Below are 12145 nucleotides of genomic sequence, written 5' to 3' on the forward strand. Positions count from 1 at the left end.
CGTGCCATGAGCCCCTTTCAGTCGGATGGTGCGGCAGGATTGCGGTGACCCGGCGGTGTACATCCACACACCAACCGAGTCACGCAACGGCGCGCGACAGGAGTCAAGAAGTCATGCAGACCAAGCTGGACGCAGCCAAGGCCGAACTGCTCAAGAAGGCAGCCGTAGCCGCTGAGAACAGCCAGGTGGGGGGAGCGGCGCCGGGTGAGGGGCTGAGCAACGGCGCTCTGACCGCGTACCTGCACCACTACTACCTCCACACCGCGCCCGAGGACCTGGTCGAGTCCGACCCGGTCGACGTCTACGGCGCCGCCGCCTCCCACTACCGGGTGGGCCTCAAGCGCCCGCAGGGCACCGCCGAGGTGCGGGTGTACACCCCCTCGGTCGAGGAGAACGGCTGGTCCTGCGGCCACACCGTGGTCGAGGTCGTCACCGACGACATGCCCTTCCTGGTCGACTCCGTCACCAACGAGCTGTCCCGCCAGGACCGGGCGATCCACCTCGTGATCCACCCCCAGCTGGTCGTCCGCCGCGACATCACCGGCAAGCTGCTGGAGATCCTGGACGTCGACGCCTGCTCCCGCAGCCAGGCCGCCGGGACCGACTGGCCCGCCGACGCGACCGTCGAGTCGTGGATGCACGTCGAGATCGACCGCGAGACCGACCGTGAGGACCTGCGCTCCATCGAGGCCGACCTGCGCCGCGTGCTCGGCGACGTCCGCGAGGTCGTCGAGGACTGGGGCAAGATGCGCGAGAGCGCGCTGCGCCTGGCCGACGAGCTGGCCGAGCAGCCCCCGGCCGGCCTGCCCGAGCAGGAGGTCGGCGAGGCCTGGGAACTGATGCGCTGGCTCGCCGACGACCACTTCACGTTCCTCGGCTACCGCGAGTACGACCTGGTCGGGCACGAGGGCGAGGAGGTCCTGAGGGCCGTCGCCGGGACCGGCCTCGGCATCCTGCGCTCCGACCCGCACGGTCACGACGACGCCCACCACCCGGTCAGCGAGGCCTTCGGCCGGCTCTCCGCGCCGGTGCGCGCCAAGGCCCACGAGAAGAAGCTGCTCGTCCTGACCAAGGCGAACAGCCGCGCCACCGTGCACCGCCCGTCCTACCTGGACTACGTCGGCGTGAAGAAGTTCAACGCCGCGGGCGAGCCGATCGGCGAGCGCCGCTTCCTCGGCCTGTTCTCCTCCGCCGCCTACACCGAGTCGGTCACCCGCATCCCGGTGGTCCGCCGCAAGGTCCAGGAGGTGCTGGAGGACTCCGGCTTCTCCAGCGAGAGCCACGACGGCCGCGACCTGCTCCAGATCATGGAGACCTTCCCGCGGGACGAGATCTTCCAGACCCCGGCCTCCGAGCTGCTCTCCATCGCGACGAGCGTGCTCTACCTCCAGGAGCGCCGCAAGCTGCGGCTGTTCCTGCGCCAGGACGAGTACGGGCGCTACTTCTCGGCGTTCATCTACCTGCCGCGCGACCGCTACACCACGCGCATCCGGCTGCTGATCACCGACATCCTCAAGGAGGAGCTGAACGGCGCCACCATCGACTACACGGTGTACGCCACCGAGTCGGTGCTGACCCGTCTGCACTTCATGGTCCGGGTCGCCCCCGGCACCGAGCTGCCGCAGCTCACCGACGCGGACATCGAGCGGATCGAGAGCCGTCTCGCCGAGGCCGCCCGGTTCTGGATGGACGGCTTCCACGACCAGCTGCACGTCGAGCTGGGCGAGGAGAGGGCCGCCGAACTCGGCCACAAGTACGCCAACGCCTTCCCCGACGGCTACCGCGCCGACTTCCCGCCGCGCACCGCCGTCGCCGACATCAAGCAGATCGAGTCGCTGCACGGCGAGGGCGACTTCCGCCTGAACCTGTACCAGCCGGTCGGCGCCGGCGACGACGAGCGCCGCTTCAAGATCTACCGGGTCGGCGGCCCGATCTCGCTCACCGAGGTCCTGCCGGTGCTCCAGCGCCTGGGCGTCGAGGTGCTGGACGAGCACCCGTACGCGCTGCGCCGCTCCGACGGCACCACCGCGTGGGTCTACGACTTCGGCCTGAAGCTGCGCGAGGCCACCGAGCTCACCGACGAGGCCCGCGAGCGCTTCCAGGAGACCTTCGCGGCCACCTGGACCGGCAAGGCCGAGAACGACGGCTTCAACGAGCTGGTGCTGACCGCCGGGCTGACCTGGCGCCAGGCGACGATGCTGCGCGCGTACGCCAAGTACCTGCGCCAGGCGGGCTCCACGTTCTCCCAGGACTACATGGAGGACGCGCTCCGCAACAACACCCACACCACCCGCCTGCTGGTCAACCTGTTCGAGGCCAGGCTGAGCCCGAGCCACCGCTCGGGCGCCCTGGAGCTGACCGAGGGCATCCTGGAGGAGCTGACCGGCGCCCTCGACGAGGTCGTCTCGCTGGACGAGGACCGCATCCTGCGCTCCTTCCTGAACCTCATCAAGGCCACCCTGCGGACCAACTTCTTCCAGCGCGCCGGCTCCGGCGAGTGGCACTCCTACGTGTCGATGAAGTTCGACCCGAAGGCCATCCCGGACCTGCCGGCCCCGCGCCCGGCGTTCGAGATCTGGGTCTACTCGCCGCAGGTCGAGGGCGTGCACCTGCGCTTCGGCAAGGTCGCCCGCGGCGGTCTGCGCTGGTCCGACCGGCGCGAGGACTTCCGCACCGAGATCCTGGGCCTGGTCAAGGCGCAGATGGTCAAGAACACCGTCATCGTCCCGGTCGGCGCCAAGGGCGGCTTCGTCGCCAAGCAGCTGCCGGACCCGGCGGTGGACCGCGACGCCTGGCTGGCCGAGGGCGTCTCCTCGTACAAGACCTTCATCTCGGCGCTGCTGGACATCACCGACAACCTGGTCGGCGGCGAGGTCGTGCACCCGGCCGACGTGGTCCGCCACGACGAGGACGACACCTACCTGGTCGTCGCCGCCGACAAGGGCACCGCGACCTTCTCCGACATCGCCAACGGCGTCGCCGAGTCCTACGGCTTCTGGCTGGGCGACGCGTTCGCCTCCGGCGGCTCGGCCGGCTACGACCACAAGGGCATGGGCATCACCGCCCGCGGCGCCTGGGAGTCGGTCAAGCGCAACTTCCGCGAACTCGGCGTCGACACCCAGTCCGAGGACTTCACCGTCATCGGCATCGGTGACATGTCCGGCGACGTCTTCGGCAACGGCATGCTGCTCAGCGAGCACATCCGGCTGGTCGCCGCCTTCGACCACCGCCACATCTTCCTCGACCCGAACCCGGACGCGGCCGTCTCGTACGCCGAGCGCCGCCGCCTGTTCGAGCTGCCGCGCAGCTCCTGGGCCGACTACGACAAGTCGCTGATCTCGGCCGGCGGCGGGGTGTTCCCCCGGTCGGCGAAGTCGATCCAGCTGACCCCGCAGGTCCGGGCCGCGCTCGGCGTCGAGGCGGGCAAGCTGACCCCGGCCGAGCTGATGCGGGCGGTCCTCCAGGCCCCGGTCGACCTGTTCTGGAACGGCGGCATCGGCACCTACGTCAAGGCCTCCACCGAGACCAACGCCGAGGTCGGCGACAAGTCCAACGACGCGATCCGCGTCAACGGCGAGCAGATCAGGGCCCGGGTCATCGGCGAGGGCGGCAACCTCGGCTGCACCCAGCTCGGCCGCATCGAGTACGCCTCCTCCGGCGGCCCCGAGGGCACCGGCGGCTGGATCGACACCGACGCGATCGACAACTCCGCCGGTGTGGACACCTCGGACCACGAGGTCAACATCAAGATCCTGCTCAACCAGGTGGTCGCCGAGGGCGACATGACGGTCAAGCAGCGCAACATCCTGCTGGCCGAGATGACCGACGAGGTCGGCCACCTGGTGCTGCGCAACAACTACGCGCAGAACGTGGTGCTGGCCAACGCCGTCGCCCAGGCGCACAGCATGGTCAACGTCCACGCCCGGATGATCAGCCGCTTCGAGTCGGCCGGCCGGCTCGACCGCGGGCTGGAGTTCCTGCCCGCCGAGCGCCAGATCCGTGAGCGCCAGCAGAGCGGCCGCGGCCTCTCGCAGCCCGAGATGTCCGTCCTGCTCGCGTACACCAAGATCATCCTGGCCGAGGAGCTGCTGGCCACCGATCTGCCGGACGACCCGTTCTTCCGCACCGCGCTGCACGAGTACTTCCCGAGCGCGCTGCGGTCGAGGTTCGCCGACGCGATCGACAACCACGCGCTGCGCCGCGAGATCATCACCACGCTGATCGTCAACGACACGATCAACCGCGGTGGCTGCACCTTCGCCTTCCGTCTGAAGGAGGAGACCGGCGCGACCTACGAGGAGATCGCCCGGACGCACACCGCCGCGCGGGCCGTCTTCGACCTGGAGCCGATCTGGGCCGAGATCGAGGACCTGGACAACAAGGTCCCGGCCCGGGTGCAGACCAAGATGCGGCTGCACTCGCGGCGCCTGGTCGAGCGCGCCACCCGGTGGATGCTCAACAACCGCCGCCAGCCGCTCGACATCGCCGGCACCATCGAGTTCTTCCACGACCGGGTCAACCAGGTCTGGGCCTCGCTGCCCAAGCCGCTGCGCGGCGAGGACCTCACCTGGTTCGAGTCGGTGTACGACGAGCTGGCCTCGGCCGGGGTGCCCGAGGAACTGGCCACCCGGATCGCCGGCCTCTCCTCGGTCTTCCCGACCCTGGACATCGCCGAGGTCGCGGACCGCTCCGGCAAGGACGTCGCCGAGGTCACCGACCTCTACTACGACCTGGGCGACCGGCTCCAGATCTCGCACCTGCTCGACCGCATCATCGAGCTGCCCCGCACCGACCGCTGGTCGTCGATGGCCCGGGCCGCGATCCGCGAGGAGCTCTTCGCGGCGCACGCGGCGCTGACCGCCGACATCCTGGCCTGCGGCGCCGAGGGTGCCACCCCGGAGGAGCGGTACGCCGCCTGGGCCGAGCTCAACTCGACCCTGCTGAACCGCGCCAAGAGCACCCTCGACGACATAAGGGGTTCGGACAAGTACGAGCTGTCCAGCCTCTCGGTCGCGATGCGCGTCATCCGCACCCTGCTGCGCACCGGTTCGATGCGCTGACGGACGGCTGCTTCCCGGCGGGCCCGCGTCCTCGGACGCGGGCCCGCCGCTTTCGCGTCCCGGGCCCGGCCGGCGGGCGGTTCCGGGGACGGGCTTCCGGTGGGCGGCGGATTCCCGCGGCGGAGGACGCTTTCGGAGAACGGAGAATTCCGGAGGGTGACGACGGGATCACTCTGCGCGTGAACCCGGGCGCGAGGGGAATGTGTCCCTGCGGTTAACGCGGCATCACGAACTCCACCAATTCTCGCCAGAGTTCCCGGCAGGTCGTGGAATTTCGCCCCAACTGCCCTTTTTGGTAGCTGTTCTGACGAGACAAGAGTTGCAGTAGGCTGACTCCGCGATAGGCGTCGCCGCAGGTCTCGTGCCGGATAAGCACCGCGATGTGATGTGACATCAGGTGCCTTTCGGGGAGGTTCAGGCCGCCAGTCCCATTCGCGTATTGGGGCCCGGACCGGCTCCGCGCGATGCCACCTGAAGAGAGTTTCATGACGTCATTTGTGCAGGAACCCTTTTTCTGGGTCTTCATCGTGGTGATGCTCGCAGCCGTCGGAGCGGCCGTCCAGGCCCGCAGGACGAACCTCGCCCTGCGGCGGCGCAACGCCTCCCTGGAGGAGGCGGGCGCCCTGGCCCAGCGGCAGCGCGACGAGCTCGCCGTGCTGCACGACCGCCTGCGGGGCCAGCACGCGTCCGAGCTGACGGACGTCCGCCGGGACGCCGAGGAGGACACCAAGGCCGTCCTCAAGGCGGCGATGCGGACGCTGCAGGGCCTGGCCGACGAGCAGCAGGTCGTCATCGAGAGGGTGCAGCGGAAGTACGGCGACAGCCCGCAGATCCTCGCCGACCTGATGACGGTCGACCACACGAACAGCCAGTTCGGCCGGCGCGCCCAGGGCATCGCGGTGCTCTGCGGCGGCTGGCTGGGCCGCAGGGAGAGCGTCGCCTCGGTCTACGACGTGGTCCGCAGTGCCCAGGGCCGGATCCGGCACTTCGACCGGGTGCGGATCCACTCCCGGGTCAGTGTCGCGCTCGCCAGCAAGGTCGTCGAGCCGGTCGCCGTCGTGCTGTCCGAACTGCTCGCCAACGCGACCAACTACTCCGCCCCGGACACCCCGGTGGAGGTCAGCGTCCAGGCCGTCCCCACCGGCGTCTGCCTGATCGTCGACGACGCCGGACTCGGCATGGGCCAGGAGGAGAAGGACCGCGCGGCGGCCCTCCTGAACCCGGGCGCGCCGATCAGCCTCACCAGCCTGGGCAACCCCCCGAAGTTCGGCTTCGCCGTCTCCGGCATGCTGGCCGCCCGCTACGGTTTCCGGGTCTCCGTCGACTCGGTCTCCCCGTACGGCGGTGTGCGGGCCGTGGTGCTGCTGCCGGCCGAGCTGCTCAGCAACGAGGTCACGGCCCCGGTCGTCACCGGGCACACCGACTACCAGCCCGAGTACCAGGCCGACTACCAGCCCGCGCCGCCCGAGCAGCCCGCGGCGGCCTGGGCGCAGGCCCCCGGCCAGCGGCTGGTGTCGCTGCCGGAGCCGGCGGCGCCCCTGGCCCCCGTGCCGACGGCGGCGGGGGCGGCGATGCCGGCACCCGAGATGACCGCCGACGGACAGCTGCCGCGGCGCCGCCGCCAGCGCTCCGTGTCGGTCGTCCCGACTCCGCAGGAGCCCGGACGGGCCGAGGAGCCGGTGCGCGGTACCGGCCACCACACGCCGTCCCGCCTCGGCGCGTTCCAGCGCGGCACGCTGTCCGGGCGCACCACCATGACCACGGAAGGAACCGAGATCCAGTGAGCCGCGATCTTTCCTGGGTGCTCAACGACGTACTCCAGGTACCCGGCGCCCGGCACGCCATCCTCGTCTCCGCCGACGGCCTCCTGCTCGAACGGTCCAGCGACATCGGCCGTGACGAGGCGGAGACCAACGCCGCCGCGATGAGCTCGATGCAGTCGCTGAGCCGCGCGGTCGCCCCGTTCGTCGGCGGAGGCGGCGGGGTCTGGCGACAGACCCTCCTGGAGTACGACCACGGCTGGATCTTCCTGATCGCGGCCGGCAGCGGCGCGTACCTGGCGGCTTCCACCGCCCCCGACGTCGACATGGAGGCGATGTCCTTCCGGATGCAGCAGCAGGTGGGCGCACTCGGACGGGCGATGTCGGCCGCGCCGCGCCAGAGCACGCTCAGCGGCTCATGACCGGGGGCGGCGAGGAACAGCGGGTCACCGGCGGCTTCATCCGCTCCTACGTCATCACCGGTGGGCGCGAATTACCGGATGCGGACGACCTGTCTCTGATCACCCTGGTCACCATCGCGCCCGAGCAGGACCTCCCCGGCCTGCCGAGCCCGGAGACCCTGGCGATCTGGGAGCTGTGCTCCGGCGGCTACCTCTCGGTGGCCGAGGTCGCGGCACGGCTGGAACTGCCGGTGGGAGTCGTGAGGCTGCTGCTGACGGACCTGATCCGCGAGGGACGGCTGCTGCGCCGGTCGGCCCCGCCGCCGGCCCAGGCCCCGGATCCGAGACTTCTAGAGAAGGTACTGCATGGACTTCAACGCCGGTTCGCCTGAGGACATCTACGTCCCGGGCGCGGTGACGACCGCTGTCAAGATCCTGGTCGTGGGGCACTTCGCGGTCGGCAAGACGACGCTCATCGGGGCCCTGTCGGAGATCGCTCCGCTGAGCACCGAGGAGAGCATGACGCAGGCGTCCATCCGCGTCGACGACCTCCACGGCGTACCGGACAAGAAGACCACGACCGTCGCCCTGGACTTCGGCCGGCTGACCCTCGGCGACGACCTGGTGCTGTACCTGTTCGGCACGCCGGGCCAGCAGCGGTTCATGCAGCTCTGGGAGGACATGGCACGGGGCGCGCTGGGCGCACTGCTGCTGGCCGACCCGACCCGCCTCGCGGACTCCTTCCCGGTGATCGACCTGATCGAGCAGTACGGCCTGGAGTACGCCGTGGCGGTCAACAGCTTCGACCGGCAGAGCGACTACACCGAGGACCAGCTGCGCGAGGCGCTGGACCTGCTGCCGCACACCCCGGTGGTGTTCTGCGACGCGCGGGACCAGCGCTCCTCGGCCGACGCGCTGCTGACGCTCGTCCGGCACCTGCTCGCCCGCGCCTCCTGACCTCCCCCACGCCTTCCTCTCCCGACGTCTCCCGGGTCCGCACCCGCCCGGGGCCACCTCCAAGGAACGACCCATGGATTCTCCGCAGCGACCCGCCCCGCAGTCGGCTCCGCCGGGCTGCCCGATGCACGTCGGCGTGAGCACACCGCTCTACGGGGAGATGTTCTCGGCCGACCCCGGCGCGGTCTACGACAAGCTGCGCGCCCACGGTCCCGCCGCGCCGGTGGAGTTGGCCCCGGGCGTGGACGCCACCCTGGTCACCTCGCACGAGGCCGCGCTGCGGGTGCTCCAGAACCCGGGGATGTTCGCCCGGGACTCGCGGCGCTGGGCGGCGCTGAACGAAGGCCGGGTGCCGCTGGACAGCCCCGTCCTGCCGATGATGTTCTACCGGCCCAACTGCCTCTTCACGGACGGCGCCGAGCACCTGCGGCTGCGCAAGGCCGTCACCGAGAGCCTGGACCGGCTCAACGACAACCGGCTCAACCGGCACGTCGAGCGGATCGCCGGCTACCTGATCGACCAGTTCAGCGCGCTGGGCCGGGCCGACCTGCTCAACGACTACGCCAAGCTGCTGCCGCTGCTGCTGTTCAACCAGCTGTTCGGCTGCCCGGCCGACATCGGCGACCGGCTGACCCGCAGCATGTCCGCGCTCTTCGACGGCCTCGACGTGATGCAGGCCAACGAGGACCTGACCTCCTGCCTGATGGACCTGGTGGCGCTGAAGCGCCGTCAGCCCGGCGACGACATCACCTCGTGGCTCATCCAGCACCCGGCCGGCCTGCGGGACGAGGAGCTCAAGGACCAGCTGGTCATGCTGATGGGCGCCGGAGTCGAGCCCGAGCGCAACCTGATCGGCAACGCGCTGCTCCTGCTGCTGTCCGGCGAGGGCGGTTCCGGGCTGCGCATCGAGGAAGCCCTCGACGAGGTGCTGTGGAACAACCCGCCGATCGCCAACTACGCCACGCACTACCCGATGCAGGACCTCAACGTGGGCGGGGTCCCGATGGACGCGGGCAGCCCGGTGGTGATCAGCTTCGCCGCCGCCAACAGCGACCCCGCGCTGACCGACGCCCGGCTGACCCTCAGCAAGGGCGCCCACCTGGCCTGGGGTGCGGGCCCGCACGCCTGCCCGGCCAAGTCCCCGGCCCAGCTGATCGCCCTGAGCGCGATCGAGTGCCTGCTCAACGCGCTCCCGGACGTCACGCTCGCGGTGCCCGCGGAGCGCGTGGAGTGGCGGCCGGGGCCGTTCCAGCGCGGTCTGGTCTCGCTGCCGGTGCGGTTCAGCCCGGTGGCCGCCCGCACCACGCGGCCGGTCGCGGGGGCGGACACCGGTTCGGGCGGGTCGTCCGACCGGCCGTCGGCCGGCTCCGAGACGGCGCAGCCGTACCCGCAGACCGCCCCCGCGGCGGGCCGGGCTCCGCAGAAGAAGGGGTGGTGGAGCTCCTTCCTGGACGTGTTCCGGGTCTGAGGGCGTCGGGGGCCCGATCCGGCGGGGTCCGGGGGCTCTCGGGCCGGTCGCCTGACACGTTGACAGGCTGCCGGGGCCGCGGGCTGTCGGGCCGTCGGAAGCGCCCGTGTCACCGCGCGGTGAACGGCGTGCGACGGCCGCGCAGTACGTGACGGGGGCAACACGGATCGACGCTTGAGCGCGCTGTTGCTGGGTAGTACGCCGCCGTACTGCCCGCCCGCGCGTTAGGAGCCCCGTGTGACCGCCATGTTGGAAGCCCGCCCCGCGGACCAGGTGAGTCCCGGCGGAGGGGTCGACCGCCGGGCCGCCGTACCGCTCCTGCGCAGGCTCCGGTCGGCCGAGGGCCTCGCCGACCCGAGCCCGGTCTACGACGAGCTGCGGGCGCTGGGGGACCTCGTCCCGGCTCCCTGGGGCGGCTACCTGGTCACCGGTTACGACGCGTGCGACCAGGTCCTGCGCGGCAGGACCTGGCTCGTCCCCGACTTCGCCTGGCAGGAGCGGCAGACCGGGACGGAGCGCTGGGAGGCCGTCGCCACCCGGGAGATGAGCCGGACGCTCTCCCGGCTCAACGCCCCCGAGCACACCCGGCAGCGGCGCAGTCTCGGGAACCTCTTCAACCACGCCACCCTGCGGGACATGCAGCCGGAGATCGAGGCCGACGTCACCGGGCTGCTCGACCGCCTGGCCGAGCGAATACGGACGGACGGCGAGGCGGACCTCTCGGCCCTGGTCAGCGAGCAGCTGCCGATCGGCACCGTCGGCCGCTGGCTGGACATCGACCCGGCGGACTACCCGCACATCCTGACGATGACCCACAACCAGGTGCACGCCCAGGAGCTGCTGCCCACCAAGAGCCAGCTGGCGGTCTCCGAGCAGGCCACCATGGAGCTGCGCCGGTACTTCACCCGCCTCGTCCGGGAGCGCCGCGACAACGACGGCGACGACGTGATCGCGGGCTGGATCCGTACCTGGGACGGGCTGGAGGGCGACCGCGAGGCCACCGACCGGATGGTCTACCAGCTCACCATGTTCGTCACCATCGCCTCGCTGGAGACCACGGCGACGCTGCTCTCCTCGCTGGTGTGGTCGTTGCTGCGGTCGCCCGGCCGGTGGGAGTGGCTGCGGGAGCACCCGGAGCACATCGACGCCGCGATCGACGAGGCGCTGCGCTTCGACCCGCCGATCCGCGTCAACAGCCGTGTCGCGGGCGAGGACACCGAGCTGGCCGGGGTGTTCCTCCCCAAGGACACCATGGTCCACGTGATGTACGGCGCGGCCAACCGCGATCCGCGCCGCAACCCGGACCCGCACACCTTCGACCTGCTCCGCCGCGGCGACCACCTCACCTTCGGCGGCGGCGCCCACTACTGCCTCGGCGCGGGCCTGGCCAGGCTGGAGGCGCGGGCCCTGCTCGGCCGGCTGCTGCGGCGCTTCCCGACCCTGCGGGCGGTGAGCCCGCCCGAGTACGCGCCCCGGATGGTCTTCCACCGGGTGACGTCCCTGAGAGTGGCCGCATGAACGTGTCCCCGCAGATGCCCGAGGTGCCCCGGATACCGCAGGCGCCGCAGTACCCGCCGCACGCGGCGCAGCCGTCGTACCTGCCGCACCCGTACCCCGAGCCCGTTCCCGGACCCGTCCCGGAGCCCGTCGTCGCGCCCGTTCCCGCGCCCGTGGCGGCCCGTGCGGTCCGTACCGAGCGCCAGGGCCCCGTGCTCCGCATCGAGCTGGACAGCCCGGCGACCGGGAACGCCGTCACCTCGGCCATGCTGGACGAGCTCCTCGTCGTCCTGGCCGTACCCGACCCGGGCGTGCGCGTGATCGTGCTGTCCGGGGCCGGCCGGGACTTCTGCCTCGGCGGCGACCGCGACGAACTCTTCGGGAGCCTGGACGAGGACCCGACCGGTGGCGGCATTCGGAGCTACGGGGACCGGGCCCGCCGGGTCTGCGACGCCCTCACCAACAGCTCCGCCGTGACCGTCGCCCGGGTCCAGGGCCGGGCGACCGGCGCCGGCTTCGCCCTGGCGCTCGCCTGCGACCTGCGGGTCGGTGCCGACAACACCGTCTTCCGGCTGCCCGAGCTGGCCCTGGGCCTGCCCGTCGCCTGGGGCGGCCTGCTGCCCCGCCTGCTCCACGAGGTCGGCGCGGCCCGGGTCCGCGAGATCATCCTCACCAGCCGCCCGGTCGGCGCGGTGGAGGCGGGGGAGCTCGCCATCCTGCAACGCGTCGTTCCCGAGCGGGAACTGGACGCGGCGGTGGAGGAGTGGATCAGGCCCGTCACCCGCCGCCCGGAGGCCGCGCTGCGGGTCACCAAGACGCTCATCGCCTCCCACGCGGCGGCCACCCGACTGGCCGACGCCTCCGTGCTCGACTCCGAGCTGATGGCCTCGGTCCTCGCCGCCGCCCACTACACCCGCGGCCTCGCCGCCCAGCCGCCGGGCCACTGACCGGCGCGCGCGAAGGGGCCCGTGTCCGCGGACACGGGCCCCTTCGGCCCGAGTG

General features: G+C 71.5%; 8 protein-coding genes. All 8 read left to right on the forward strand.

What is annotated here, in order from left to right; translation table 11 throughout:
- Positions 1 to 113 precede the first annotated feature (113 nt).
- The 8 genes from ACZ7C5_RS25160 (at position 114) to ACZ7C5_RS25195 (ending at position 12090) form a co-directional block, all read left to right on the forward strand.
- Complete coding sequence (locus ACZ7C5_RS25160; RefSeq protein WP_401090756.1) at positions 114 to 5060, forward strand: NAD-glutamate dehydrogenase; 4947 nt, start codon at positions 114 to 116, stop codon at positions 5058 to 5060.
- A gap of 485 nt (positions 5061 to 5545) precedes the next feature.
- The gene (locus ACZ7C5_RS25165; RefSeq protein ID WP_401090758.1) at positions 5546 to 6844 is read left to right on the forward strand and encodes an ATP-binding protein; all 1299 of its coding nucleotides are present in this window, start codon (positions 5546 to 5548) and stop codon (positions 6842 to 6844) included.
- Positions 6841 to 7242 carry a roadblock/LC7 domain-containing protein gene (locus tag ACZ7C5_RS25170; protein ID WP_188295958.1) on the forward strand — a complete coding sequence of 134 codons (402 nt, stop codon included), beginning with the start codon at positions 6841 to 6843 and terminating at the stop codon, positions 7240 to 7242. Before ACZ7C5_RS25165 ends, ACZ7C5_RS25170 begins: the two co-directional genes overlap by 4 nt.
- On the forward strand, positions 7239 to 7613 hold the full coding sequence (locus ACZ7C5_RS25175) for a DUF742 domain-containing protein (protein ID WP_401090760.1): 375 nt from the start codon (positions 7239 to 7241) through the stop codon (positions 7611 to 7613). The genes ACZ7C5_RS25170 and ACZ7C5_RS25175 overlap by 4 nt, the downstream gene beginning before the upstream one ends.
- Positions 7588 to 8178, forward strand: a complete 591-nt coding sequence (locus tag ACZ7C5_RS25180; protein ID WP_401090762.1) for a GTP-binding protein — start codon at positions 7588 to 7590, stop codon at positions 8176 to 8178. The genes ACZ7C5_RS25175 and ACZ7C5_RS25180 overlap by 26 nt, the downstream gene beginning before the upstream one ends.
- A gap of 73 nt (positions 8179 to 8251) precedes the next feature.
- Positions 8252 to 9646, forward strand: a complete 1395-nt coding sequence (locus ACZ7C5_RS25185) for a cytochrome P450 family protein (RefSeq protein WP_470323503.1) — start codon at positions 8252 to 8254, stop codon at positions 9644 to 9646.
- A gap of 384 nt (positions 9647 to 10030) precedes the next feature.
- Positions 10031 to 11164, forward strand: a complete 1134-nt coding sequence (locus ACZ7C5_RS25190) for a cytochrome P450 (protein WP_401090949.1) — start codon at positions 10031 to 10033, stop codon at positions 11162 to 11164.
- A complete protein-coding gene (locus ACZ7C5_RS25195; protein WP_470323504.1) occupies positions 11161 to 12090 on the forward strand; it encodes an enoyl-CoA hydratase/isomerase family protein in 930 nt (309 codons plus the stop codon). Before ACZ7C5_RS25190 ends, ACZ7C5_RS25195 begins: the two co-directional genes overlap by 4 nt.
- Positions 12091 to 12145: the final 55 nt, after the last annotated feature.

The sequence above is a fragment of the Kitasatospora sp. NPDC036993 genome (assembly GCF_055607525.1).